Origin of the sequence: Streptomyces sp. NBC_01003 (genome assembly GCF_045162695.1) — a bacterium.
In the GTDB taxonomy this organism is placed as follows: domain Bacteria; phylum Actinomycetota; class Actinomycetes; order Streptomycetales; family Streptomycetaceae; genus Streptomyces.
In genome coordinates, this window is sequence record NZ_CP108707.1 from 2,698,225 (window position 1) to 2,723,021 (window position 24,797).

Sequence of the window (24,797 nt, forward strand, 5' to 3'; positions counted from 1 at the left end):
CCGCATATTTCTCGCATTACGCGACAACTGCGGGCAAGCGCGACGAGCGGCGGCTCCGGCGGGCTCCAGGCGCGAATGCGCCGGTGGGAGCCCTACGGCGTACAACCGCGCGCGAACGGAAAACCACTCGAAACGGTGAGCACTACATCGGGGTACTACATCGGGGCTACTTCTCCACCTCGGCGGCGAGCTTCGCGAGGACGGCGTCGTAGATGCGGCCGAGGCCCTTGGGGGCGAAGGTCTTCTCGAAGAAGCCGCCGATGCCGCCCGCGCCGTTCCACACGGTGCTGACGACGACGCGCGAGGCGCCCTCGCCGGACGGGGTCACTCGCCAGGTGGTGACCATCGAGGAGTTGCGGTCCTTCTCGACGAGCTCGCCGTCGGTGGGCTCACTGACCTCGAGGAGGCAGTCGCGGACCCGCTTGCTGGTGGCCTGGAGCTTCCAGTGGACGAGCGTGCCCTCGCCGTCACCGCCCTCGCGGACCTCGTACTCGCTGAAGTGCTCGGGCAGCAGCTTCGCGCGCGTGCCGCTGTAGTCGGCGAGCGCGTCGAATACGTCGTCCGGCTTGGCGGCGATGACCCGCTCCGTGATGGCCTCGACCTGCGCCATGGCACTTCCTCCAGCAGTCGGTGTTCTCGGTGTTCGAGAGGGGGCCCAAGCCAACCACCCTCCTGGGTGGCCACCAAAATCGGGGTCGCACGATCAAGGGAACATGTGTTCTATTCTGTGCCCAGTGCTAGCTAGGAGGCGTCATGCGCTGGGAGAACCTCACGGAGAATCCGGCCGAAATCCCGACAGGGAAGGTCACGGACGCCGCGCTCTTCGGCGCGGAGAGCGTGATCACCCGCACGCTCGACACGCCTGAATTCGCGGGCGTCACCTTCCACGAGATCCGGGCCAGGTCGATCGTGAACCGCGTGCCCGGCGCCTCCCGCATGCCGTTCGAGTGGACGGTCAACCCGTACCGGGGATGCACGCACGCGTGTGTCTACTGCTTCGCCCGCAAGACGCACAGCTATCTGGACCTCGACACGGGCCTCGGCTTCGACAGCCAGATCGTCGTGAAGGTGAACGCGCCGGAGCTGCTGCGCCGCCACCTGGCCTCGCGCCGCTGGCACGGCGAGCACATCGCGATGGGCACGAACGTGGACTGCTACCAGCGCGCGGAGGGGCGCTACCGGCTGATGCCGGGGATCATCGAGGCGCTCAGGGACTACGCGAACCCGTTCTCGATCCTCACGAAGGGCACGCTGATCCTGCGCGACCTCGACCTGCTGCGGCAGGCCGCCGAGGTCACCGACGTCGGCGTCTCCGTGTCCGTCGGCTTCGTCGACCGCGAGCTGTGGCGCACGGTCGAGCCGGGCACCCCCGCGCCGGAGCGGCGCCTCGACGTCGTCCGCGCCCTCGGCGAGGCCGGCATCGGCTGCGGGGTCCTGATGGCCCCCGTGATCCCGTTCCTGGGCGACCACCCCGGGCAGTTGCGGGAGACCGTACGGGCCGTCGCGGCGGCCGGGGCTACCTCCGTGACGCCGCTCGTGCTGCATCTGCGGCCCGGGGCGCGCGAGTGGTTCATGTCCTGGCTCGGCCACCACCACCCGCACCTCGTGCGGCGCTACGAGCGGCTGTACGCGGAAGGCGCGTACGCCCCGAAGTGGTACCAGCGCCGGATTACCCGTCAGGTGCACGAACTGGCCGAGGAGTTCGGCATCGGCCCCTCGCGCGCGGAGGCCCCGCGACGGCTGCGCACACGCCAGGAACCGGAGCCCGCCCCCGCGGCCACCCAGCTCACGCTTCTCTGATCGCGCTCCTCCCGGACACGTACACGCCAATCGGGTCAACTCTGCATAGAACAGGACGCTCCCGGCATGGATTCGGGGACCATGCCGCGGGGGCCGCGCGCTCGCGGCCCCGAACCCTCCGTCCTGGGAGGCCCGATGAAGAAACGCGTAGCCGCCGTGTGCGGCGCCGCCACGATGGTGGCCGGCATGCTCGCCGCGGCTCCGGCCGCCGCAGCCCCGACCCTTTCCGTCCAGCGCGCAGCCCTCACCTGGAAGGACTGCGCCACCAAGAAATACCCGACGCTCCAGTGCTCCTCGGTGCGGGTGCCGCTCGATCACGACCGCCCCGGCGGCGAGCAGATCACGCTCGCCCTGTCCCGGGTCCGGCACACCGCGAAGACGTCGCAGGGCCCGCTCCTGGTGAACCCCGGCGGCCCCGGCGGCAGCGGCCTGACGCTGGCGGGCTTCGTGGCACACGCGCTGCCGAAGAGCGTCTCCGCCCAGTACGACGTCGTGGGCTTCGACCCGCGCGGCGTCGGCAAGAGCAAACCGGCCCTGAACTGCCGGCCCAAGCACTTCGCCACCGTGCGCCCGCCCAGCGTGCCGTCCGCCCCGGCGATCGAGCGCGCCAACCTCGACCGCGCGCAGGCGTTCGCGAAGGCGTGCACCACCAAGTACGCGGACGTGCTCCCGTACCTCGACACGGTGAGCGCCGCCAGGGACTTGGACGCGATCCGCGCGGCGCTCGGCGCGCAGCAGCTCAACTACTTCGGCTACTCGTACGGCACCTACCTGGGCGCCGTCTACGCCAAGCTCTACCCGCAGCGCGTGCGCCGCCTGGTGCTCGACTCGATCGTCGACCCGGGCGGTGTCTGGTACGACGACAACCTGGGGCAGGACCACGCGTTCAACGCCCGCCACCAGGCGTTCCTCGCCTGGGTCGCGCGGCACGACGCGACGTACAGGCTCGGCAAGGACCCGGCGAAGGTCGAGGCCGAGTGGTACGCGATGCGCGACGCCGTGCAGAAGAAGCCGGCGGGCAAGAAGGTCGGGGCCGCCGAACTGGAGGACACCTTCCTGCCGGGCGGCTACTACAACGGCTACTGGCCTTATCTGGCCCAGGCGTTCGCGGCGTACGTGAAGGACAAGGACCCGGCCCCGCTCGTCAAGGCGTACAAGGAGTTCGGCGCCGTCGACGCCTCGGGCGTCAACGGCTACAGCGTCTACACGGCCGTGCAGTGCCGCGACGCCGGGTGGCCGCGCGACTGGAACCAGTGGCGCGACGACAACTGGCAGGTGTACGAGAAGGCACCCTTCTCGACCTGGAACAACGCCTGGTACAACGCGCCGTGCGCGTTCTGGCCGACGAGTCCGCTGACCCCGACGGACGTGTCCAACGACGAACTGCCGCCGACGCTGCTCCTCCAGGCCACCGAAGACGGCGCCACGCCCTACGAGGGCGGGGTCGCCGTCCACCGCGAGCTGCGCGGCTCCAGCCTGGTGGTCGAGCAGGGCGGTCAGAACCACGGCGTCAGCCTGAGCGGGAACGCCTGCCTGGACCGGTACCTGGCCGACTATCTGCGGAGCGGGAAGGTGCCGCACGGCAGCGGCGAGGCCGACGCGACATGCAAGAAGCTGCCGGACCCGAAACCGCTCACGAAGAGGGGCGCCGCTGGTCCGCCCCCGTCACGCGGCGTTCGTCTGCACGGGCTGATGGGCTTCCGCGGCTGAGCAGCTCCCTGTGATGCACACCCTGGCCGGGGCGGTGTCCGCCGGGTCACGATGGGCGCATGAGCACCCCTCGAATCCACGACACCGCCCCTGCCGCGGTCCCGGCGGTGGACATCCACGTCCGGGACATGGCCGACGCCGACTGCGAGGCGGTGGCGGGGATCCGGATCCGCGGCTGGCGGACGGCGTACGCGGGCCTGATGCCGGCGTCCTATCTGGCCGCGCTGAGCATCGAGGAAGACGCGGCGCGCAGCCGCGAGCGTCTCGCGCAGGCCGGTTCGTCGGTGGTGAACGTGGTCGCGGAGCGCGCCGGCGACCTCGTCGGCTGGGCCTGCCACGGCCCGTCCCGCGACGACGATCTCCCGCCCGGGGAAGCCGAGTTGTACGCGATCTACGTGCACGACGGGCAGCTGTCCACCGGCGTGGGCCGCACCCTCCTGGACACCTGCCTGGACCGCTGCGCCGACGCGGGCTACGAGCGGATACGACTGTGGGTACTCAAGGGCAACGCCCGCGCCCGCAGGTTCTACGAGCGCGCCGGGTTCACCCCGGACGGCGCCGAGGAGCCGTTCGAGGTGGACGGGGAAGCCGTACCGGAAGTGCGCTACGCGCGCGCTGTCCGCCGCTGATGCCCGGGCTTCAGCCCTAACGCTGTTCGGGCAGTCGCGCGAGCGCGCGCACCGCGGCCTCCGCGAGCGCCGGGTGGGCGAGGGCCGCGGTCAGGGCCGGACGGGCGCGGGCGTCCCCGAGGCCGCCGAGCCCCTCCACGCACGCGAGCGCCACCGCGCGGTACGGATCGCGGGGGCCGAGGCGCCGCTCCAGGGTGGTGATCAGCGCGGGCGCGGACTCGGGAGCGCGCAGCGCGGCCAGGAGCCGCACCGGGTGCAGCGCGTACGCGACCCGCAGCTCGTTCGTCGCGAGAGCCGCGGCCGCGCGCGCGGTGCGCGGGTCGCGGAGCGCGGCCAGGGCGTGCGCGGCGGTGGCACAGCGTGCCGGGTCGCGGTGGTTGAGGAGCAGGACGAGCGCCTCGAAGGCCCGGCGGTCCCCGGCCACTCCGAGGCGGTACGCGGCCAGCTCACGCGCCCACAGCGGCTGCCCGGGCTCGGTCAGCACGGCCGCGAGCTCGTCGAGGTCGCCGGTCGCCGCGATCCGGTCGAACAGCGGGGAGGCGCCCGACTCGGCCCGTAAGCGCTCCGTCACCGATCGCAACTCTTCGTCCATGCGGTCCAGCGTAGACAGGCCTCGGGTCGCGGCGGCGTAGATCACAGAGACTGATGAACGCTGAGGGCTGGCGCGCTCGTTACTCGCCGGTTAACCTCAATTGAGCGGGGCACACTCCCCGCACCCCACTCCTGGCGGCCTGGTGACGCAGCCGCCGAGAGTGTCAGTCGGTTCGGTGCCTCAGGTACCGCAGTACGGCGCGGCTCCGGGACAGAGCCCCGCCGGATCTCCATCTCACGGTTCACCGGACGCCTGTGTGCGTCGCGTCCGGACTCGAATCCCCCGCACTCCGTACGCCCGTAGGCGTATCCGCTTGTGCCCCTCAGTCGTCACTCCTCCCTCCTGGAGTCCTCAGATGGACGCTCCTCTGTCCCCCGCTTCCCCGGCCACCCTCCCGACCGTCGCGGTCGTCGGTCTCGGCACGATGGGCACCGGCATCGCCGAGGTGCTCGCCCGCGCCGGCCGTGAGGTCATCGGCATCGACATCAGCGAGGCCGCGGCCGCGCAGGCCGTCGCCGCGCTCGAGGCCTCGACGGCGCGTGCCGTGCGCCGCGAGCGCCTCACCGAGGACGAGCGGCGGGACGTCCTCGCCCGCTTCCGCACCTTCACGGACCTCCAAGCCGCGGCCGACGCCGACCTCGTCATCGAGGTGGCCCCCGAGTCGTACGAGATCAAGCAGCAGATCTTCCAGGACCTCGACGCCGTGGTGCGGCCGGAGACGATCCTCGCGACCGGCACGAACGCCCTGTCCGTGACGCGGCTCGCTGCCGACTCGGCCCGCCCGGAGCGGGTCCTCGGGCTGCACTTCTTCAACCCGGCGCCCGCGATGAAGCTCGTCGAGGTGGTCTCGTCGGTGCTCACCGCGCCCACGGCCGTCGCCGCGGTCACGGACCTCGCCATCGAACTCGGCAAGGAGCCCGTCGCGGTGGGCGACCGGCCCGGCTTCGTCGCCGACGGCCTGCTGTTCGGCTACCTCAACCAGGCCGCCGCCATGTACGAGGCGAAGTACGCCTCCCGCGAGGACATCGACGCCGCGATGAAGCTGGGCTGCGGCCTGCCCATGGGCCCCCTCGCGCTGCTCGACCTCATCGGCATCGACACGGCGCGCACGGTCCTCGACGCCATGTACGCCGAGTCCCACGACCGCCTGCACGCACCGGCGCCCGTCCTCAAGCAGCTCAGCGAGGCGGGTCTGACCGGCCGCAAGTCGGGGCGCGGCTTCTACACGTACGCGGAGCCGGGCAGCTCCGAGGTCGTGCGGGACGCGCTCACCCCGCTCGCGGGCGAGGTCGTGGACGGCGCGCGCACCATCCGCTCGGTCGGCGTCGCGGGCTCCGGGACCATGGCGTCCGGTATCGCGGAGGTCTTCGCGAAGGCGGGCTACGACGTGGTGCTCGCCGCCCGCAGCGAAGAGAAGGCCGAGAAGGCCAAGTCCCGTATCGGCAAGTCTCTTTCGCGCTCTGTCGACAAGGGCCGCATGACCGCGGAGGCGGCGGCGCAGACCCTGGACCGGATCACTCCGGCGGGTTCGTACGACGCCTTCTCGGACGTCGACCTGGCGCTCGAAGCCGTCGCCGAGGACCTGGAGATCAAGCAGCAGCTGTTCGGCACGCTCGACAAGGTGTGCAAGCCGGGCGCGGTCCTCGCCACGACGACCTCGTCGCTGCCCGTCGTGGCCTGCGCCCGCGCGACCTCGCGCCCGCAGGACGTCATCGGCATGCACTTCTTCAACCCGGCGCCCGCGATGAAGCTCGTCGAGGTCGTGCGGACCGTGCTGACCGGCGACGACGTGCACGCCACCGTCCGTGAGGTGTGCACGAAGATCCGCAAGCACCCGGTGGACTGCGGCGACCGCGCGGGCTTCATCGTGAACGCCCTGCTGTTCCCGTACCTGAACAACGCGATCAAGATGGTGCAGGAGCACTACGCGACGCTCGACGACATCGACGCCGCGATGAGGCTCGGCGGCGGCTACCCGATGGGGCCCTTCGAGCTCCTGGACGTGGTCGGCCTCGATGTCTCGCTGGCCATCGAGAAGGTCCTGCACCGCGAGTTCCGCGACCCGGGCCTGGCCCCCGCGCCTCTGCTCGAGCACCTGGTGGCCGCGGGCTGCCTCGGCCGCAAGACCGGCCGCGGCTTCCGCGAATATGCCCGGCGCTGACCAGCCCACGGGCAGCGGCACCGGACGACCCACCGACTGGGGCGGCCTGCTCCGGCCGCCCGGTCTCGCTCCCCCCGTCCGTGACCCGGGCGGGGGGAACCCCGCTCGGGCGCACGCCACCGCGCATATGCAGTACGTTCATGGCATGTCCAAGGCCGCCAAGTCCTCCCGAACGACGCCCACGCCCGACGCTCCTGAGAGCGCCGCGGGCTCCCGTGCCGCAGCCCAGCGGCTCAAGATGCGCCGGGAGCTGGCGGCCGCGGCGATGGAACTCTTCGCGACCAAGGGCTACGAGGCCACGACGGTCGACGAGATCGCGGCCGCGGCGGGTGTGGCACGGCGGACCTTCTTCCGCCACTTCCGCTCCAAGGAAGAGGCGATCTTCCCGGACCACGACGACACCCTGATCCGGGCGGAGGCGGTCCTCAACGCGGCGCCCGCGCACGAGCATCCGCTCGACACGGTGTGCCGCGGCATCAAGGAAGTCATGAAGATGTACGCGGCGTCGCCCGCCGTGTCCGTGGAGCGCTACCGCCTCACGCGCGAGGTACCCACCCTGCGCGAGCGCGAGATCGCCTCGGTGGCCCGCTACGAGCGGCTTTTCACCCGCTATCTCCTGGGCCACTTCGACGAGCACGCCCACCAGCACGGCAATGACGACCCGCTGCTCGCCGAGGTCGCCGCGTCCGCCGTCGTCACCGCCCACAACCACGTGCTGCGGCGCTGGCTGCGGGCCGGCGGCCAGGGCGACGTGGAGAACCAGCTCGACCACGCCTTCGCGATCGTCCGCAAGACGTTCGGTACGGGCATCGGGGCGGGCCGGGACACCGCCACCGCTCCGGCGGCCTCCGTGTCCACGGGTGGCGACGTACTGGTCACCGTGGCGCGCACGGACGCGCCGCTGGACGAGATCATGGGAACGATCGAGAAGGCGCTGCGGGAACGCGGCTAGGGGGTTTCCGGCGGATCAGGGTCGGACAGGTCGCCGCGCCTGGCGCGGTGCGTCGCAAGGCGCCGGAGCGTCCTGATAGCGGAGCTGTTCGGACGTTTCAGCAACGCGGCGAGGTGCCGTGTCAGGCGTCGCGACCCCGGCCATGATCCGCCGGACACCCCCTAGCGGCTCCGCCGGCACTGCATGAACTGTGCTGGCCCTGGGGCCTGTTGACGCCTCATCGAGAAAACCGGGACGCGCCGCGCTCTCCGGCGCGGCCTCCCGCCCGGAGAGCGCCCCCCGCCGGCCGTCCGGCGCGATCTGCGCACCCGGCTTCCGGTGGACGGCGGCACTCTCCCCACCGCACTGGGCCGAGGCCCCGCCCGGCCGCACGTGTGCGATCCGCACGCCGCCCCCACCGCTCCGCCTCGCCCGCATCGCGGGCCCCCAGGAGGCCCCTGTGGACCCCCTCCGGGGCCTCTGAGGCGCAGGCCGGAGCCGCCGCCGGCCTCCGGTGCCATCGAGTCGCACCACCCCTGACCTGCACTGATCGATCATCGCTCAAAAACTTGTGGCACCCAGTGTCTTGCCGACTGGCACGCGGTGCCATACGTTGAAGGTGTCCGGGCGGCCGGCGTGCAGAGAACTTCCGTACGTCGGCTGTCCCCGCAAGCCACCCCAATCCGTGGCGAGCGCGCCCGGGCGCCTGCGTCACAGGCAAACCTCTCGCGCCGACCAAGCGCTGCCGTAGCAACACCCCGCCGAACCGACGGCACCTCTCCACCCACACAGCAGCACTCCACCCCGACGGAACCCTCAACGTCCCCCTAGGACGCATCGCCGGAGGCAACATCGTGAAGGAAATCCTGGACGCGATTCAGTCGCCGGAGTCGACCTCCGCCGACTTCGCCGCTCTGCCGCTCCCCGAGTCGTACCGCGCCATCACCGTGCACAAAGACGAGACGGAGATGTTCGCCGGCCTCGACACCCGGGACAAGGACCCCCGCAAGTCGATTCACCTGGACGACGTGCCGGTCCCCGAACTCGGCCCGGGCGAGGCGCTCGTGGCCGTCATGGCCAGCTCCGTGAACTACAACTCGGTCTGGACCTCGATCTTCGAGCCGGTGTCCACCTTCAGCTTCCTGGAGCGCTACGGACGCCTGTCGGAGCTCAGCAAGCGCCACGACCTGCCGTACCACATCATCGGTTCCGACCTCGCGGGCGTCGTGCTGCGCACCGGTCCCGGCGTCAACGCCTGGAACCCCGGCGACGAGGTCGTCGCGCACTGCCTCTCCGTCGAGCTGGAGTCCTCGGACGGCCACAACGACACCATGCTCGACCCCGAGCAGCGCATCTGGGGCTTCGAGACGAACTTCGGCGGTCTCGCCGAGATCGCGCTCGTCAAGTCCAACCAGCTGATGCCGAAGCCGGACCACCTGAGCTGGGAAGAGGCCGCGGCCCCCGGCCTGGTGAACTCCACCGCGTACCGCCAGCTCGTCTCGCGCAACGGCGCCGGCATGAAGCAGGGCGACAACGTCCTGATCTGGGGCGCCAGCGGCGGACTCGGCTCGTACGCCACCCAGTTCGCGCTGGCCGGCGGCGCCAACCCGATCTGTGTCGTCTCCAGCCCGGAGAAGGCCGCCATCTGCGAGGCCATGGGCGCCGAAGCGGTCATCGACCGCAACGCCGAGGGCTACAAGTTCTGGAAGGACGAGCACAACCAGGACCCGAAGGAGTGGAAGCGCTTCGGCAAGCGCATCCGTGAGCTCACCGGCGGCGAGGACGTCGACATCGTCTTCGAGCACCCGGGCCGCGAGACCTTCGGCGCCTCGGTCTACGTGACCCGCAAGGGCGGCACGATCGTCACCTGCGCCTCGACGTCCGGCTACAACCACGAGTACGACAACCGCTACCTGTGGATGTCCCTCAAGAAGATCGTGGGCTCGCACTTCGCCAACTACCGCGAGGCGTGGGAGGCCAACCGCCTGGTCGCCAAGGGCAAGATCCACCCGACGCTCTCGAAGGTGTACTCCCTCGAGGACACCGGCCAGGCCGCCTACGACGTGCACCGCAACCTCCACCAGGGCAAGGTCGGCGTCCTCGCGCTGGCCCCGAAGGAGGGCCTGGGCGTCCGCGACCAGGAACTGCGCGCCCAGCACCTCGACGCCATCAACCGCTTCCGCAACATCTGAATCCCCAAGGAGTAGCGGAACATGACTGAGCGCCAGAAGGACCGGCCGTGGCTGATGCGCACGTACGCCGGGCACTCGACGGCTGAGGCGTCCAACGAGCTGTACCGGCGCAATCTCGCCAAGGGCCAGACGGGTCTGTCGGTCGCTTTCGACCTGCCGACGCAGACCGGCTACGACCCGGACCACATCCTCGCCCGCGGCGAGGTCGGCCGGGTCGGGGTGCCGGTCTCGCACCTCGGTGACATGCGCCGGCTGTTCCAGGACATCCCCCTGGAGCAGATGAACACCTCGATGACCATCAACGCCACCGCCATGTGGCTCCTGGCGCTCTACCAGGTCGTCGCCGAGGAGCAGGGCGCGGACATCACCCAGCTCCAGGGCACGACGCAGAACGACATCGTCAAGGAGTACCTGTCGCGGGGCACGCACGTGTTCCCGCCGGTTCCCTCCCTGCGGCTGACGACGGACATGATCGCGTACACGGTCCGGCACATGCCGAAGTGGAACCCGATCAACATCTGCAGCTACCACCTCCAGGAGGCGGGGGCCACACCGGTCCAGGAGATCGCGTACGCGATGTCCACCGCCATCGCCGTTCTCGATGCCGTACGCGACTCAGGGCAGGTCCCCGCCGAGAAGTTCGGGGACGTCGTGGCCCGCATCTCCTTCTTCGTGAACGCGGGTGTCCGCTTCATCGAGGAGATGTGCAAGATGCGGGCGTTCGGGCGGATCTGGGATCAGATCACACGCGAGCGGTACGGCATCGAGAACGCGAAGCAGCGCCGCTTCCGCTACGGCGTCCAGGTCAACTCCCTGGGCCTGACCGAGGCGCAGCCGGAGAACAACGTCCAGCGCATCGTCCTGGAGATGCTGGCCGTGACGCTGTCCAAGGACGCCCGCGCCCGCGCCGTCCAGCTCCCTGCCTGGAACGAGGCGCTCGGCCTGCCCCGCCCCTGGGACCAGCAGTGGTCCCTGCGCATCCAGCAGGTCCTCGCGCACGAGAGCGACCTGCTGGAGTACGAGGACATCTTCGCGGGATCGCACGTCATCGAGAAGAAGGTCGACGAGCTCGTCGCCGACTCGTTCGCCGAGATCGAGCGGATCCAGGAGATGGGCGGCGCGATGGCCGCCGTCGAGTCCGGCTACCTCAAGTCGCAGCTCGTCTCCTCGCACGCCGAGCGCCGGGCGCGGATCGAGGGCGGCGAGGAGAAGATCGTCGGCGTGAACATCCACGAGTCGACCGAGCCGAACCCGCTCACCGCCGACCTGGACGCCGCGATCATGACGGTGGATCACCAGGTCGAGTCGCGGGTCGTGCGGGCCATCGACGAGTGGCGCACCACGCGCCAGGAGTCGAGCGACCGGCAGGGCATGGGCGACCCGTACCACTACCCGACCACCCAGCAGGCCGTGGAGCGCCTGAAGGAGGCCGCGGCCGGCACCGAGAACCTGATGGAAGCCACGCTCGAATGCGCCCGCGCGGGTGTCACCACGGGCGAGTGGTCGCAGGCGCTGCGCGAGGTGTTCGGCGAGTTCCGCGCCCCCACGGGCGTCTCGTCGGCGCCCGTCGCCGTCACCGCCGAGGAGGGCACGCCGCTCGCGGAGGTGCGCCGCAAGGTGACCCGTACGGCCGAGGACCTCGGCTCGGGCAAGCTGCGCCTCCTGGTCGGCAAGCCGGGCCTCGACGGGCACTCGAACGGCGCCGAGCAGATCGCCGTACGCGCCCGTGACGCGGGCTTCGAGGTGGTCTACCAGGGCATCAGGCTCACGCCCGAACAGATCGTGTCCGCCGCGCTCGCCGAGGACGTGCACTGCGTCGGCCTGTCGATCCTCTCCGGGTCGCACGCCGCGCTGGTGCCCGACGTCCTCGACCGGCTGCGCGAGGCGGGCGCCGCCGACATCCCCGTGATCGTCGGCGGCATCATTCCCAACGGCGATGCCGAGGACCTGAAGCGCGCGGGCGTGGCCGCCGTCTTCACCCCCAAGGACTTCGGCATCACGGAGATCATCGGACGTATCGTCGACGAGATCCGGCAAGCGAACAAGCTCGACCCTCTGGAGGTCCCCGCATGACCGCGCCCATCAACCGTCTCCGTCCCCGCCGCTCGTGTCTCGCGGTCCCGGGATCGAACCCGCGCTTCCTGGAGAAGGCCCAGGGTCTGCCCGCCGACCAGGTCTTCCTGGACCTGGAGGACGCCTGCGCGCCGCTCGCCAAGCCGGAGGCACGGCACACCATCGTCAAGTTCCTCAACGAGGGCGACTGGACGGGCAAGACGCGTGTGGTGCGTGTGAACGACTGGACGACCGAGTGGACGTACCGCGACGTCGTCACGGTCGTCGAGGGCGCGGGCCAGAACCTCGACTGCATCATGCTGCCGAAGGTCCAGGACGCCCAGCAGATCGTCGCGCTCGACCTGCTGCTCACGCAGATCGAGAAGACGATGGGCTTCGAGACCGGCAAGATCGGCATCGAGGCGCAGATCGAGAACGCGCAGGGCCTCAACAACGTCAACGCGATCGCGCAGGCCTCGCCGCGCGTCGAGACGATCATCTTCGGCCCGGCCGACTTCATGGCCTCCATCAACATGAAGTCCCTGGTCGTCGGCGAGCAGCCGCCCGGCTACGACGCCGACGCCTACCACTACATCCTGATGAAGATCCTGATGGCCGCCCGCGCCAACAACCTCCAGGCGATCGACGGCCCCTACCTGCAGATCCGCAACCAGGAGGGCTACAAGGCGGTCGCGAAGCGCGCCGCGGCCCTCGGTTTCGACGGCAAGTGGGTGCTGCACCCGGACCAGGTCGCCGCGGCGAACGAGATCTTCTCGCCCTCGCAGGAGGACTACGACCACGCCGAGCTGATCCTGGACGCGTACGACTTCTACACGTCCGAGGCCGGCGGCAAGAAGGGCTCGGCGATGCTGGGCGACGAGATGATCGACGAGGCCAGCCGCAAGATGGCCCTCGTCATCTCCGGCAAGGGACGCGCCGCGGGCATGCAGCGCACCTCCAAGTTCGAAGCTCCGGAGGCCTGAGCACCATGCAGTTCGGACGCACGTACGAAGAGTTCGAGGTCGGCGCGGTCTACAAGCACTGGCCCGGAAAGACCGTCACGGAGTACGACGACCACCTCTTCTGTCTCCTGACGATGAACCACCACCCGCTCCACATGGACACGAACTATGCGGAGAACACGACGGACTTCGGCAAGAACGTCGTCGTAGGGAACTACATCTACTCGCTGCTCCTCGGCATGTCGGTCCCGGACGTGTCGGGCAAGGCGATCGCGAACCTCGAGATCGAGTCGCTGCGCCATGTCGCGCCGACCTTCCACGGCGACACGATCTACGGCGAGACCACGGTCCTCGACAAGACGCCGTCGAAGTCGAAGAACGACCGCGGGATCGTCTACGTGGAGACCAAGGGCTACAAGCAGGACGGCACGCTGGTCTGCGTGTTCCGCCGCAAGGTGATGGTCCCCACCGAGACGTACATCAAGGAGCGCGGCGGCGAGCAGCCCGGCCGCCCCCAGCTCAAGGAGCAGGAGAAGTAGCCATGGCGCGACTCGCCCAGACCGCCGGTCTCACCGACGTCCAGCAGGAGATCCTCTCCACCGTCCGCGACTTCGTGGACAAGGAGATCATCCCGGTCGCCACCGAGCTGGAGCACCGCGACGAGTACCCGCAGCAGATCGTCGACGGCCTCAAGGAGTTGGGCCTGTTCGGCCTGATGATCCCGGAGGAGTACGGGGGTCTGGGCGAGTCCCTTCTCACGTACGCGCTGTGCGTCGAGGAGATCGCCCGCGGCTGGATGTCGGTCTCCGGCATCATCAACACGCACTTCATCGTGGCGTACATGCTCAAGCAGCACGGCACGCAGGAGCAGAAGGACTACTTCCTGCCGCGCATGGCGCTGGGCGAGACGCGCGGCGCGTTCTCGATGTCGGAGCCGGCGCTCGGCTCGGACGTGTCGGCGATCTCGTCGAAGGCGGTGAAGGACGGCGAGGAGTACGTCCTGAACGGCCAGAAGATGTGGCTGACGAACGGCGGCTCGTCGAATCTGGTGGCCGTTCTGGTCAAGAGTGACGAAGGACACCCGGAGGGCACGGCGCCCCACAAGTCGATGACGACCTTCCTCGTCGAGAAGGAGCCCGGCTTCGGAGAGGTCCGCCCGGGCCTCACCATTCCGGGGAAGATCGACAAGATGGGTTACAAGGGCGTCGACACGACCGAACTCATCATGGACGGACTACGCATTCCGGCCAATCGGGTACTCGGCGGCGAGACCGGCCGAGGGTTTTACCAAATGATGGACGGAGTGGAAGTCGGCCGCGTCAATGTCGCGGCACGTGGCTGCGGTGTCGCGCAGCGTGCGTTTGAACTGGGGGTTTCCTACGCCCAGCAACGCCACACGTTCGGCAAGCCCATCGCCCAGCACCAGGCCATCCAGTTCAAGCTCGCGGAGATGGCTACCAAGGTCGAGGCCGCCCATGCGATGATGGTCAACGCAGCACGCAAAAAGGATTCCGGGGAACGAAACGACCTCGAAGCAGGGATGGCGAAGTACCTCGCCTCCGAATACTGCAAGGAAGTGGTCGAGGACGCCTTCCGGATCCACGGCGGCTACGGCTTCTCCAAGGAGTACGAGATCGAGCGTCTCTACCGCGAGGCCCCGATGCTCCTGATCGGTGAAGGTACCGCCGAGATCCAGAAAATGATCATTGGCCGCCGCCTGCTCGAGGAGTATCGATTCCAGGGCTGAATGTCCGCTACAGGGTGTTTTGTTCGAGAAGAAGATCACACCCTGTCAGCACTCTTCAGCCGCCGACTCAGCTTCCTGGCTTGCCCAGTTGTGGCTCGCAACCGATAGCATCCCCGGAAAGCCGCCGTCCCCCCGTACAGAGCGCGGCATCATCCGCTACGAAGGTCATCCATGCCCCACAGCCAAACCTCTGCACCACGCGACGGCGTCCTGGGTGGACGCATTGCGCGCGGAGCATCGCCGTGGCTCCTGCCGACCGTCGCCACAGCCGCCCTGAGCCTGGCCCGTTCGCGTCGCTCCAAGAAGGCCGCCGCAGTAGCCGTACCCGCCACCGCTCTGGCGGCCGGCATGCTGTGGTTCTTCCGCGACCCCGAGCGTGAGATCGCCCCCGGCCGGGTCATCTCCCCGGCCGACGGCGTGGTGCAGAGCATCATGCCGTGGAAGGACGGGCGGACCCGGGTCGCGATCTTCATGAGCCCGCTGAACGTCCACGTCAACCGCGCGCCACTGGCGGGCACGGTGACGTCCGTGGAGCACATCCCCGGCGGGTTCGTCCCGGCGTTCAACAAGGAGAGCGAGAACAACGAGCGCGTTGTCTGGCACTTCGACACCGAGCTCGGCGACATCGAGATGGTGCAGATCGCCGGTGCGGTCGCCCGCCGGATCGTCCCGTACGTCCCGCAGGGCACCAAGCTCGAGCAGGGCGAGCGCATCGGTCTGATCCGCTTCGGGTCGCGCGTCGACATCTACCTCCCCGAGGGTGTCGAGGTCGCGCTCGAGGTCGGTCAGAAGACCGTGGCTGGGGTGACTCGCATTGACCGTGACTGATCCAGAGACGCAGGCCGGGTGGGTGCCCGAGGCCGAGGAGGCGGACGAAGCGGAGGAAATGCCGCTTTCACTGCGCCTGTCGATAGCGGACACCCTCACACTCGGTAACGCCACGTGCGGCTTCATGGCGGTGTACTTCACCACCACCGGCATCCTGATCCCGCACCTCCAGGGCAGCCAGGAATCGGGCATGGCCCGGCACAGCGCGGCCACGGCCGTGATCCTGATGCTGGCCGCGGCGATCTTCGACCTGTTCGACGGCCTGGTGGCGCGCAAGCTCCGCTCGTCGCCGATGGGCGCCGAGCTGGACAACCTCTCGGACCTCATCAGCTTCGGCCTCGCGCCCGCGTACTTCGTCCTCGTGTACGGCATGGTCGCGGACGACGCGCATCAGCGGGTGGCGGCGGTGGGCGCCATCGTGGTGCTCCTGGCCGTCGTGCTCAGGCTCGCGAGATTCTCGTGCGTGACGGTGAAGGACGGCACCTTCCAGGGCATGCCGAGCCCCTTCGGGGCGCTCACGGTCGTGTCGATCGTGCTCCTCGAGCTCCCGTTCGTGGCCACGGTCCTCGCGATCATCGGTACGGCCTGGCTGATGGTGAGCCGCGTCGAGTACCCGAAGCCGCGCGGTCCGCTCGCGGTCGCGATGCTGGGATGGATCGTGGCGGCGATGGGGCTCCTGGCGGCCTGGGCGTTCGACGCCCCCGGCGGCCAGCTGCTGCTCCAGACCGGCTGCGCGCTCCAGCTGGTCCTCGGCGCCGTGATCCCGCTGTTCGCGACGGCCCGGAGGGTGAACAACTTCCGGGACAACCGCCGCGAGGCACGCGCCGCGCAGCTGCCGTAACCCTTACCCGTACGGCCGAAGGGCCCCGAACCGCTTGGTTCGGGGCCCTTCGGCCGTCTCAGGGAGCGAGGTGCAGGCCGGTGCCGGGGAGGCCTGGGCGTACCAGGACCTTCACGTGGTCGTCCGGCTGCCGGAGCGTGTCCAGGGCCGCGGACACGCCGCCGAGACCCACCTGGCCCGTCACGAGCGCGGCCGCGTCGATCGTGCCGTCCGCGATGCGGTCCAGGGTCCTGCCGAACTCCTCCGGCGGGTACGCCATGCACATGGTCACGGTGATGTCCTTGTAGAGGCCGACGACGGGGGTGAAGACGTCCTCCGTCATGCAGGCCCCGATCAGGAGCACCCTCGTCCGACGCGGCGCCCTGTGCAGGATCTCGTTGAACATGCCGGCCCGGCCCGAGCACTCCAGGACCGTGAGCGGCGTGTCCGCGGGCGCGGCCGCCCGCCATGCGTCGAAGGGGTCCTGTGCCGCCGGGTCGACGCACACGTGCGCGCCGAAGCGCTCGGCGAGGTCACGCCGCCTCGGGGACGGCTCCGATACGACGACGGGCGCCACGCCCCGCTCCACGAGCGCGGCGACGGCTCCGAGGCCGATGGGCCCCGCCCCGATGACGACGGCCCCGGAGCCGAGCTCGAGGGCGGCCCGGGCGACGTTCCCGAAGCCCACGGCGAGCGGCTCGGTGAGCGCGGCGACATGCGGCGCCACGTGGTCGGGCACCGGGATCAGCGCGGCCTCCTGGAGCACGACGCGCTCCCCGAAGCCGCCCGGGAAGGCGGTGGCGTATCCGACGGTGCGCAGGGTGCCGCCCGCGTCGAGCGCCCACGGCAGCCCGACGACGACCCGGCCCTGCCACTCCCCCGGGCTCAGCACCCGCGCGCACAGCTCGTGCCCCATGACCAGGTCGGCGTCCGGGTCGAACAGGAACGCCTCGGTGCCGGAGTCGCGGGAGGCGCGCAGGAAGGCGTCGGTGTGGCGGGCGGCGGACAGGTCGGAGCCGCAGATGCCGGTGGCGAGCGGCTCGGCAAGGACCTGTCCGGGGCCCGGCACGGGCTCGGGCACGTCGTCCTCGACGAACCGGCCGCGGCGCAGGACGGCGGCCCTCATCGGACCTCTCCCCCGCCGCGCACCGCTGCCTCGACCGCGCTGCGCATCGCCCCGACGAACCGCTCGCTGTTCTCGTGGGCCCAGGCGGCCGACGCGGTGCGGCGCCGGTTCGCGCCGGTGCAGTGCGGGACGACGTACTCCGCGAACAGTTCGTAGCTGCGGCGCTTGGCGGCGGGGGTGCCGGTCGGGAGGTCGAGCAGGAGGAGCGTGCCGAAGCCGCCGCAGGCCTCGGTGAGCGCCTCGATACGGGCCAGGGCGTCGTCCGGGGTGCCGATGGTGGCGACCCCGAAGACCGGGAAGCCCTCGGCCGTCCACCGGTCGAGCGCGTCCTTCGCGGTGCGGCCCCAGGGCAGCTCCGTGCCGGACAGGCCCTCGATGTAGCGCACCAGGTGCAGCACGCCGTACGCGGCCTGCTCGCGGGCCGCCTCGCGGGTCTCGGCGAGGTGCATCGGAACGACGAGGCGCCAGGCGGCGCGGTCGGCGGTGTGGCCGTGACGGGCGCAGGACTTCTCGTAGGCCGTCCAGTTCCCGTTCAGTGCGGCGAGCCCGGCGGGGTCGGCAGCGGCGAGGGACAGCAGGCCGATGCCGTGCCGGCCCGCCTGGACGGAGCCCGAGGGAGAGACGGTGGAGGCGACGGCCATGTCGAGGCCCTCGGGCCGGTAGGGGCCGAGCTGGAGACGCGCGTCGGCGAGCTCGTACCAGTCCGTCCGCTCGGTCACCGTCTCGCCGCGCACCAGGCGGACGATCGCGTCGAGCGCCTCGGCCATCATGGCGCGCTGACGCAGCGGGTCGATGCCCATCATGAACGCGTCGGAGGCCAGCTGGCCCGGGCCCGCGCCGAACATGACCCGCCCCATCGTCTGGTGGTCGAGCTGGAGCAGCCGGTCGGCGAGGATCAGGGGGTGGTGGTACGGCAGGGAGTTCACGCCCGTGCCCAGCCTGATCCGGTGCGTGAGCTCGGCCGCCGCCGCGATGAACACCTCGGGCGACGCGACGGTCTCGTACCCGGCGGAGTGGTGCTCGCCGACCCATGCCTCGTCGTAGCCGAGGGCGTCGAGATGGCGGACCAGGTCGAGGTCGCCGCGGATCTGGAGGGCGGGGCTGCCGTCGGTTCCGTGGTACGGGGCGATGAACGCGCCGAAGCGCGTGGGCGGTTGAGGCGCTGAAGGGTGCACGCGTACGCCTTTCGTCGGCCAGGACATGAGACATAAGGTCGGGCATCGTGCTTCTTACGTCCTATAGCGGCGCGGCGCACAAATCAACAGGCGCACACGGCAACAGCGGCAGAGGGAGCGGGAGTTGGAAGAGCCACGGACCCGGCGGCGGGGCGACGGGTCGCCCAGTGCGCGCACGCTCGCGCTCACCGTCCTCGGCGAGTACGTCCGCTATCCCGGCGACGAGAAGGTGTGGTCCGGGGCCGTCGTGGGTGCGCTCGGCGCCTGCGGCATCGGTGAGGCCGCGACGCGACGCGCTCTGACGCGGCTCGCGCGGGAGGGCTGGGTGCGCACGGCGCCGGCCGGGCGCAGGACCCGCCTCGTCCTGGAGCCGCGCCTGGTGACGCTGCTCACCGCGTGGACGCACCGGCTGGAGCGCGCGGTCGACGAGACGGCCTGGGGCGGCGAGTGGCAGCAGCTACTGCTGCGCGTACCGGCCGGAGAGTGGCGTGAACGGGCGCTGGTGGAACAGCAGTTGGCGTTCGAGGGGTTCGGACCGCTCGGGCAGGGCGTCTGGGTGGCCGCCGACGCCGGTGGTGTGCCGGTGCTGCGTGAGCTGCTGTACGAGCAGGGCCTCGACCCGTACGCGCTGTGGCTGACGTCGCGCACCCCGGACGACGCGCGGCTCATCGAGCGGGCCTGGGACCTGGTCGCGGTCCGGGAGAGCCACGAGCGGTTCGTGGCGCGCTTCGGTGACCTCCGCGCGGCAGGAACGGCGTCCGGCGACGCTGCCGCTTTCGTGGCCAGGACCCGGCTGGTGCACGCCTGGCGCGGGACGTTCGAGCGGGATCCGCGGCTACCGGGCGCGCTGCTGCCGGACGACTGGCCGGGCCGCGCAGCGACCCGGCTGTTCGTCGACGCGTGGCGGGCGCTGCGGGAGCCCGCCGACCGCTACTGGCGCGGCCTCACCGGGGATCAGGCCGCAGGCGGTGTGTAGCCCTTGGCGACCTCCGACTCCTGTGCCTCGCGTACGACCTTCATGCCGCCCGTCACCGACTTGTCGGGCTGCAGGATCACCGACTGGTTGGAAGACGGGGACTTCGGGTCGCTGAAGTCCTGGGTGACGCCGAAGCCGTTGTCGAAGGCGTCGATCGTCAGGAGGGCCTTGTCGACGCCTTCGCGGGTGAGGTCCTTGCTCGCGCAGGCCTTCTTCAGGGCGTCACCGAAGACGGAGGCCGCGGTCCAGCCGGCCACGACGCCGTTGTCGAGGGAGTCCTTCGGATAGGCCGCCTTGTAGTCCGCGACCAGCTTCTGCGCCTTGGGTGTCTCGGCGCCGATGGGCAGGGACGGCGACGCGACGTAGTAGTTCTTCATCAGCGCGGGACCCGCCTGGGTCGCGAGGAGCTGCGGGGCGAAGGCCGAGTTGTTGCCGATGACGGGCACGTCGAAGCCGCCGGCCGCGGCGACCCCGACGAGGGAGGCCGCCTGGCGCGGGCCCGCACTGATCACGATGCCCTTCACGCCTGCCTTCTTCAGGGCGGCGACCTGTGCGGTCATGTCGTTGTCCGTCGGCTTGATCTTCTGCTCGACGACGGTCAGGCCGGACTTCCCCGCCATGTAGCGGGAGCCCTTGAGCGCGCTCTCGCCGTAGTCGCCCTCGAAGTAGACGTGCCCGAGCTTGTCGCCCTTCTCGAGGCCCTTTTCCTTCATCAGGAAGTCGATCGCGTTGATCGTCTCCAGGTCGTACGTCGAGCCGATGACGCGCACGTACGGGCTGCCGAGCAGGCTCGCCGACCAGGCCTGCGGCAGGACGAGGCCCTTGTCCTGGCCGTCGATGCGCTGCTTGACCGCGGCGACGAACGGCGACCCGATGAACTGGGTGAAGCCGAGCACCTTCGGGGCCAGTTCGGTGTATCCGGCGACGGCCTTCTGCGGGTCGTAGCCGTGGTCGCGGACGGTGAGGGACAGCTTGTAGCCGCAGATGCCGCCGGCCGCGTTCGTCTGCTTCACGTACAGCTGCTGCGCCTGGGTGACGCTCTTGCCGAGGGTGGCGTAGACGCCCGTCATGTCGGTGAGGGCGCCGAGCGTGATCGTTTTCCCGGAGATGCCCTCTCCGGTCTTGACGCCGCCCGCGCCCGCCTTGCCGCCCTTGTCGCCGTCACCTCCGGTGTCCTTCGCCTTGGAGCTGCACGCGGTGAGCGCGAGCAGGGTGGCCGCCGCCAGCGCGGTGGCCCTGAGGATGGTTGCGCGGGACGTCATGTGTCCTCCTGGGGAGTTGGCCTGCCCTGCCGGGCGGTGATCCTCACCAGGCCGCCGGGCAGGAAGAGCACCACCGCCACGACGGCGGCGCCGTAGAGGTACCGGGCCGCCTCGCCCGGTGCGATCCCGCCGGTCCCCGGCGCGGAGACGAGCGGGAGCAGGTCGCTGTAGCGCGTGAGGATCTGGGGCAGCAGCGAGACGAAGGCCGCGCCGATGACGGCGCCCGACACCGAGCCGAGCCCGCCGATGACGATCATGGCGAGGTAGTCGAGGGACAGCGTCATGCCGAAGTACTCGGGCACGGTCCGCTGGAAGACGAGCGCGAGGAGCACCCCGGCGAGGCCCGCGTACATCGACGACAGGACGAAGACCGCCGCGCGGTAGCGGGCGACGGGCACACCGATGACCCCGGCGGCGACGCGGTGGTCGCGGATCGCGTTCATGGCGCGTCCCGGGCGGCCGCGCAGCACGCCGCGCGCGAAGAGTCCGCCGGCCAGGAGCAGTACGAGCCCCACGTACCAGAGCTTCTCCGCGGACCCGAACGGCACGTCGGCGACGACGAGTTCACGGTCGTCGAAGGTGAGCCCGAACAGGCTCAGGGGCGGTACGTCGCGTCCGTTGAAGCCGCCCGTCAGGTCGCGGGCGTTGAAGAGCACGTGCTGGCCGATGAAGATCAGGGCGAGGGTGGCGATGCCGAGGTAGGCGCCGCGCAGACGGCCCGCGATGGGGCTGAAGACGCCGCCCGCGACCCCGGCGACGAGGACCGCGAGGACGGCCGCGAGCCAGGTCGGCAGCCCGAGCCCGGTCAGGCCGTCGGCTCCGTCGCCGGCGAACACGCAGTACCCGTACGCCCCCACGGCCAGGAAGAACGCGTGGCCCATGGAGAGCTGGCCGGTCGCGCCGGTGAGGAGGTTGAGGCCGGTCGCGCCGATCGCGGCCGCCATCGCGAACAGGCCCGCCTGGAGCCAGAACCGGTCGACGTAGAAGGGCAGGGCGAGCAGGAGGACCGCCCCCGCGGCCCAGACGTAGGTGCGGCGGCGGGCCAGGAGCGCGGGCCGGTGGACGGACCTGCGCGCGGGCCGCTCGGTGCGGGTGACGGCCTCAGACACGGGCGAGCTCCTTCGTGCCGAAGAGGCCGGCGGGCCTGATGAGCAGGATGGCGGTCATCACGAGGTAGGGCGCGACATCGCCCAACCCGCGCCCCATGAAGGTGAGTTCGCTCTGGTATCCGGTGGCCATGGACTCGGTCACACCCACGAGGAGGCCACCGACCAGCGCTCCGGTGGTGGAGTCGAGGCCGCCGAGTATCGCGGCGGGGAACGCCTTGAGGGCGGCGAGCGACGTGGCGCGTTCCAGGCCGGGCGTCGGGAAGACGGTGAGGAAGAGCGCGGCCACGGCCGCGAGTCCCCCGGCCACGGCCCAGGCGCCGAGGGAGACCCTGCCCAGGCGTACGCCCATCAGCGCGGCGGTCTCCTGGCTCTCGGCGGCGGCGCGCATCGCGACGCCCCACGACGTGTACCGGAACGCCAGCAGGAAGACCGTGATCAGGAGCGCGGCGACCACGAACGCGGCGATCCGCGTGTGGGCGACGGAGACCTGCCCGACGGTGAGCACGTCGTCGCCCCACGGGTCGCCGAGGGAGAGGACGTCGGTGCCGAGGCGGCGCGTCAGCTCCGTGGTGAGCAGGATGTCGACGCCGATGGTGACGATGGCGAGGACGGCGTGGTCGGAGCCCCGGTAGCGGCGCATCACGAGGAACTCCACCGCGGCGCCCACGACGGCGGCGCCCGCGATCCCGGCGAGCAGCGCGGGCCAGAACCCGAGGCTCTCGTGCAGCGACGCGGTGATGTATCCGCCGGCGAGGAGCAGCGAGGCGTGCGCGAAGTTCACCACCTCGGTGGCGCGGAAGATGACGACGAACCCGAGGGCGATCAGGGCGTAGACGGCTCCCAACGAGACACCGTTGAGGAGGAGTTCGACGAAGGTGCTCACGACGCGGTTCCCTCTCCCAGGTAGGCGCGGACGACGGCGGGGTCGTTCTGTACGTCGTCCGGGGTGCCGTCGGCGATGAGCCGGCCGAAGTCGAGCACGGTCACGGCGTCGGCGAGCCGCATCACCACCCCCATGTCGTGTTCCACCAGGACGATCGAGATGCCGAGGCTGTCGCGGACCCCGGCGATGACACCGGCGGTACGGGCGCGCTCCCGCGCGGTCATCCCTGCGACGGGCTCGTCGAGCAGCAGGAGACGCGGCTCCATGCACAGGGCGCGGGCCAGTTCGGCGAGCTTCTGCTGCCCGTACGGCAACGAGCCTGCGGGGCTGGCGAGTTGGTGCTCGATGCCGACGAACGCGGCGATCTCTCTGACGCGTTCGCGGTGCCTGCGCTCCTCGCGTGCGGCGGCGGGCAGCCGCAGGCCGGCGGCCAGGAACCCGGCGCTGGTCAGCCGGTGCCGGCCGAGCATCAGGCAGTCCTCGACGGTGTCGCGGGGCGGCAGCGCGAGGTTCTGGAAGATCCGGGCGACGCCGAGTCCGGCGATGCGGTGGGCGGACATCCCGGTGAGCTCGTGCCCGCCGAAGCGGACGCTGCCGGTGGTGGCTCGGTAGACACCGGACAGCACGTTGAAACAGGTGGACTTCCCGGCGCCGTTGGGCCCGATGAGGGCGTGGACGGTACCGGGGCGGACGGTGAAGCCGACGGCGTCGAGGGCGGTGAGGCCTGAGAAGCGGACGGTGAGGTCGCGGACGTGGAGGGGCGGGATGTCGGGGGCGCCCGGGTCGGGCCGCGCGTCGTTCGGGTCCGGGTCCGGCTCCTGTGGCACCTGTGCGGGCTCCGGGGTCATCGCGGGCCTCCCCAGCGGGGCAGGGACGGGAGCGTCTCGGCGCCGCGGGTCGCGTCGGCGGCCGCCGTCTCGTCCACGACCCCCAGGTAGCGGCGGCGGATCTCGTCGGACGCGGCGAGGTCCGCCGCCGGACCCTCGACCGCGACCTCTCCGACGTCGAGGACGTATGCCTGCGAGGCGAGGCGGAGCGCGAGGGCCGCGTTCTGCTCGACGAGCAGGACCGCGGTGCCCTGTGCGTTGATCTCCAGGACCGTCTCGGCGATCCGCGCGGCCATCAACGGGGCGAGGCCCAGGGACGGTTCGTCCAGGAGCAGCAGTTGCGGAGAGGCCATCAGGGCCCTGCCCACGGCCAGCATCTGCTGCTCGCCGCCGGACAGGAGCCCTGCGCGCTGGGTCCCTCGGTCGGCGAGGACCGGGAACAGTTCGTGGACGCGGCGCAGTGCGGCCGCCTTCGCGGCCCGGGAACCGGCGGAGCCGAGCGCCCCCGCGCGCAGGTTGTCGGCCACGGTCATACGGGCGAACACCCGCCTGCCCTCCGGGACTTGGGCGATTCCGACGGCGACGACCCGGTCCGGGGCGAGCCCGTCCAGGGGCCGGCCGCGGAAGCGGATCGTGCCCGCGGTGACCGCGCCGCGCTGGAAGCCGAGGGTGCGAGAAATTGCCCTCAGGAGCGTCGACTTGCCGGCTCCGTTGTTGCCGAGCACCGCGACGACGGCGCCCTCGGGCACGTACAGGGACACGTCGCGCAGGGCGCGTACGGGCCCGTAGCCGACGGACACGCCGTCGACGACCAGTCCGGAATCTGCCACCCGTACCCCCTAGGTGCCGTGTCTTGGGTGCCGTCGCTCAGGTGCCGTCGCTCGCCACATGGAGCGGGCCGGTGCGCCGCGTGGCGCTCACCCCAGCACCGCCGGGGCGGCCCGTCCACGGGCCGCGGGCGAATCGCTGCGGGTGACCAGCGCTCACCGGCGTCGGTTGTGCACGGGCACAACAC

Annotated in this window: 22 protein-coding genes; 13 read left to right on the plus strand and 9 right to left on the minus strand. The window is 70.7% G+C overall.

Going from position 1 to position 24,797, the window contains the following annotated elements:
• Positions 1-166: 166 nt before the first annotated feature.
• A complete protein-coding gene (locus OG698_RS12460; RefSeq protein ID WP_326773396.1) occupies positions 167-610 on the minus strand; it encodes an SRPBCC family protein in 444 nt (147 codons plus the stop codon).
• Between the two features lie 143 nt (positions 611-753).
• Here OG698_RS12460 and OG698_RS12465 point away from each other — a divergent pair, with 143 nt between their 5' ends.
• The 3 genes from OG698_RS12465 (at position 754) to OG698_RS12475 (ending at position 4,139) form a co-directional block, all read left to right on the plus strand.
• A complete protein-coding gene (locus OG698_RS12465) occupies positions 754-1,800 on the plus strand; it encodes an Rv2578c family radical SAM protein (RefSeq protein WP_406103147.1) in 1,047 nt (348 codons plus the stop codon).
• Positions 1,801-1,935: 135 nt separating this feature from the next.
• Complete coding sequence (locus OG698_RS12470; RefSeq protein ID WP_406103148.1) at positions 1,936-3,510, plus strand: alpha/beta hydrolase; 1,575 nt, start codon at positions 1,936-1,938, stop codon at positions 3,508-3,510.
• A 59-nt stretch (positions 3,511-3,569) separates the two neighbouring features.
• Positions 3,570-4,139: a GNAT family N-acetyltransferase gene (locus OG698_RS12475; RefSeq protein WP_406103149.1), complete on the plus strand. Its 570-nt coding sequence runs from the start codon at positions 3,570-3,572 to the stop codon at positions 4,137-4,139.
• A 16-nt stretch (positions 4,140-4,155) separates the two neighbouring features.
• On the opposite strand, the gene OG698_RS12480 is transcribed toward OG698_RS12475, so the two are convergent.
• Positions 4,156-4,731, minus strand: coding sequence for an adenylosuccinate lyase (locus OG698_RS12480; protein ID WP_406103150.1), 576 nt, complete (start codon positions 4,729-4,731; stop codon positions 4,156-4,158).
• Between the two features lie 355 nt (positions 4,732-5,086).
• Between OG698_RS12480 and OG698_RS12485 the strand changes: the two genes are divergently transcribed.
• The 9 genes from OG698_RS12485 (at position 5,087) to pssA (ending at position 16,445) form a co-directional block, all read left to right on the plus strand.
• Positions 5,087-6,892 (plus strand): 3-hydroxyacyl-CoA dehydrogenase family protein, encoded by a 1,806-nt coding sequence (locus tag OG698_RS12485; RefSeq protein WP_406103151.1) that lies wholly within the window; start codon positions 5,087-5,089, stop codon positions 6,890-6,892.
• Positions 6,893-7,019: 127 nt separating this feature from the next.
• Positions 7,020-7,844, plus strand: a complete 825-nt coding sequence (locus OG698_RS12490; RefSeq protein WP_356271830.1) for a TetR family transcriptional regulator — start codon at positions 7,020-7,022, stop codon at positions 7,842-7,844.
• 833 nt (positions 7,845-8,677) lie between these two features.
• Complete coding sequence (ccrA, locus tag OG698_RS12495; RefSeq protein ID WP_399967950.1) at positions 8,678-10,015, plus strand: crotonyl-CoA carboxylase/reductase; 1,338 nt, start codon at positions 8,678-8,680, stop codon at positions 10,013-10,015.
• Between the two features lie 21 nt (positions 10,016-10,036).
• The gene (locus OG698_RS12500; protein ID WP_406103152.1) at positions 10,037-12,088 is read left to right on the plus strand and encodes a protein meaA; all 2,052 of its coding nucleotides are present in this window, start codon (positions 10,037-10,039) and stop codon (positions 12,086-12,088) included.
• Positions 12,085-13,050 carry an HpcH/HpaI aldolase/citrate lyase family protein gene (locus OG698_RS12505; RefSeq protein WP_406103153.1) on the plus strand — a complete coding sequence of 322 codons (966 nt, stop codon included), beginning with the start codon at positions 12,085-12,087 and terminating at the stop codon, positions 13,048-13,050. Before OG698_RS12500 ends, OG698_RS12505 begins: the two co-directional genes overlap by 4 nt.
• A 5-nt stretch (positions 13,051-13,055) precedes the next feature.
• Positions 13,056-13,568 (plus strand): MaoC family dehydratase, encoded by a 513-nt coding sequence (locus tag OG698_RS12510; protein ID WP_100591523.1) that lies wholly within the window; start codon positions 13,056-13,058, stop codon positions 13,566-13,568.
• A 2-nt stretch (positions 13,569-13,570) separates the two neighbouring features.
• The gene (locus tag OG698_RS12515) at positions 13,571-14,776 is read left to right on the plus strand and encodes an acyl-CoA dehydrogenase family protein (protein WP_100591522.1); all 1,206 of its coding nucleotides are present in this window, start codon (positions 13,571-13,573) and stop codon (positions 14,774-14,776) included.
• A gap of 171 nt (positions 14,777-14,947) precedes the next feature.
• Positions 14,948-15,604 carry a phosphatidylserine decarboxylase gene (locus tag OG698_RS12520; protein ID WP_100591521.1) on the plus strand — a complete coding sequence of 219 codons (657 nt, stop codon included), beginning with the start codon at positions 14,948-14,950 and terminating at the stop codon, positions 15,602-15,604.
• Positions 15,591-16,445: a CDP-diacylglycerol--serine O-phosphatidyltransferase gene (pssA, locus tag OG698_RS12525; RefSeq protein WP_100591520.1), complete on the plus strand. Its 855-nt coding sequence runs from the start codon at positions 15,591-15,593 to the stop codon at positions 16,443-16,445. Before OG698_RS12520 ends, pssA begins: the two co-directional genes overlap by 14 nt.
• Before the next feature lie 58 nt (positions 16,446-16,503).
• On the opposite strand, the gene OG698_RS12530 is transcribed toward pssA, so the two are convergent.
• Positions 16,504-17,550 carry a zinc-binding dehydrogenase gene (locus OG698_RS12530; RefSeq protein ID WP_406103154.1) on the minus strand — a complete coding sequence of 349 codons (1,047 nt, stop codon included), beginning with the start codon at positions 17,548-17,550 and terminating at the stop codon, positions 16,504-16,506.
• The gene (locus tag OG698_RS12535) at positions 17,547-18,752 is read right to left on the minus strand and encodes an LLM class flavin-dependent oxidoreductase (protein ID WP_406103155.1); all 1,206 of its coding nucleotides are present in this window, start codon (positions 18,750-18,752) and stop codon (positions 17,547-17,549) included. Before OG698_RS12535 ends, OG698_RS12530 begins: the two co-directional genes overlap by 4 nt.
• A 97-nt stretch (positions 18,753-18,849) precedes the next feature.
• On the opposite strand from OG698_RS12535, the gene OG698_RS12540 reads away from it, so the two are divergent.
• Positions 18,850-19,701, plus strand: a complete 852-nt coding sequence (locus OG698_RS12540) for a PaaX family transcriptional regulator C-terminal domain-containing protein (RefSeq protein ID WP_406103156.1) — start codon at positions 18,850-18,852, stop codon at positions 19,699-19,701.
• Here the strand turns inward: OG698_RS12540 and OG698_RS12545 are convergent.
• The 5 genes from OG698_RS12545 to OG698_RS12565 are packed head-to-tail and all read right to left on the minus strand — an operon-like array spanning position 19,680 to position 24,612.
• Positions 19,680-20,963 (minus strand): ABC transporter substrate-binding protein, encoded by a 1,284-nt coding sequence (locus OG698_RS12545; protein WP_406103157.1) that lies wholly within the window; start codon positions 20,961-20,963, stop codon positions 19,680-19,682. The two genes, OG698_RS12540 and OG698_RS12545, sit on opposite strands and share 22 nt — an antisense overlap.
• The gene (locus tag OG698_RS12550; protein ID WP_406103158.1) at positions 20,960-22,072 is read right to left on the minus strand and encodes a branched-chain amino acid ABC transporter permease; all 1,113 of its coding nucleotides are present in this window, start codon (positions 22,070-22,072) and stop codon (positions 20,960-20,962) included. Before OG698_RS12550 ends, OG698_RS12545 begins: the two co-directional genes overlap by 4 nt.
• Positions 22,065-22,955: a branched-chain amino acid ABC transporter permease gene (locus OG698_RS12555; protein WP_399967935.1), complete on the minus strand. Its 891-nt coding sequence runs from the start codon at positions 22,953-22,955 to the stop codon at positions 22,065-22,067. Before OG698_RS12555 ends, OG698_RS12550 begins: the two co-directional genes overlap by 8 nt.
• Entirely contained in the window at positions 22,952-23,803 is an 852-nt protein-coding gene (locus OG698_RS12560; RefSeq protein ID WP_406103159.1) for an ABC transporter ATP-binding protein, read from the minus strand. The genes OG698_RS12555 and OG698_RS12560 overlap by 4 nt, the downstream gene beginning before the upstream one ends.
• Positions 23,800-24,612: an ABC transporter ATP-binding protein gene (locus OG698_RS12565; protein ID WP_406103160.1), complete on the minus strand. Its 813-nt coding sequence runs from the start codon at positions 24,610-24,612 to the stop codon at positions 23,800-23,802. The genes OG698_RS12560 and OG698_RS12565 overlap by 4 nt, the downstream gene beginning before the upstream one ends.
• Positions 24,613-24,797 lie beyond the last annotated feature (185 nt).

Excerpts from the sequence above, each read along its gene's own strand:
- OG698_RS12515 (WP_100591522.1), top strand. The coding sequence starts at position 13,571 with ATGGCGCGACTCGCCCAGACCGCCGGTCTCACCGACGTCCAGCAGGAG.
- OG698_RS12465 (WP_406103147.1), top strand. The coding sequence starts at position 754 with ATGCGCTGGGAGAACCTCACGGAGAATCCGGCCGAAATCCCGACAGGG.
- OG698_RS12545 (WP_406103157.1), bottom strand. The coding sequence starts at position 20,963 with ATGACGTCCCGCGCAACCATCCTCAGGGCCACCGCGCTGGCGGCGGCC.
- OG698_RS12520 (WP_100591521.1), top strand. The coding sequence starts at position 14,948 with ATGCCCCACAGCCAAACCTCTGCACCACGCGACGGCGTCCTGGGTGGA.
- OG698_RS12480 (WP_406103150.1), bottom strand. The coding sequence starts at position 4,731 with ATGGACGAAGAGTTGCGATCGGTGACGGAGCGCTTACGGGCCGAGTCG.
- OG698_RS12490 (WP_356271830.1), top strand. The coding sequence starts at position 7,020 with ATGCAGTACGTTCATGGCATGTCCAAGGCCGCCAAGTCCTCCCGAACG.
- OG698_RS12560 (WP_406103159.1), bottom strand. The coding sequence starts at position 23,803 with ATGACCCCGGAGCCCGCACAGGTGCCACAGGAGCCGGACCCGGACCCG.
- OG698_RS12510 (WP_100591523.1), top strand. The coding sequence starts at position 13,056 with ATGCAGTTCGGACGCACGTACGAAGAGTTCGAGGTCGGCGCGGTCTAC.
- OG698_RS12535 (WP_406103155.1), bottom strand. The coding sequence starts at position 18,752 with ATGTCCTGGCCGACGAAAGGCGTACGCGTGCACCCTTCAGCGCCTCAA.
- OG698_RS12475 (WP_406103149.1), top strand. The coding sequence starts at position 3,570 with ATGAGCACCCCTCGAATCCACGACACCGCCCCTGCCGCGGTCCCGGCG.
- OG698_RS12470 (WP_406103148.1), top strand. The coding sequence starts at position 1,936 with ATGAAGAAACGCGTAGCCGCCGTGTGCGGCGCCGCCACGATGGTGGCC.
- OG698_RS12460 (WP_326773396.1), bottom strand. The coding sequence starts at position 610 with ATGGCGCAGGTCGAGGCCATCACGGAGCGGGTCATCGCCGCCAAGCCG.
- OG698_RS12485 (WP_406103151.1), top strand. The coding sequence starts at position 5,087 with ATGGACGCTCCTCTGTCCCCCGCTTCCCCGGCCACCCTCCCGACCGTC.
- OG698_RS12505 (WP_406103153.1), top strand. The coding sequence starts at position 12,085 with ATGACCGCGCCCATCAACCGTCTCCGTCCCCGCCGCTCGTGTCTCGCG.
- OG698_RS12530 (WP_406103154.1), bottom strand. The coding sequence starts at position 17,550 with ATGAGGGCCGCCGTCCTGCGCCGCGGCCGGTTCGTCGAGGACGACGTG.
- OG698_RS12500 (WP_406103152.1), top strand. The coding sequence starts at position 10,037 with ATGACTGAGCGCCAGAAGGACCGGCCGTGGCTGATGCGCACGTACGCC.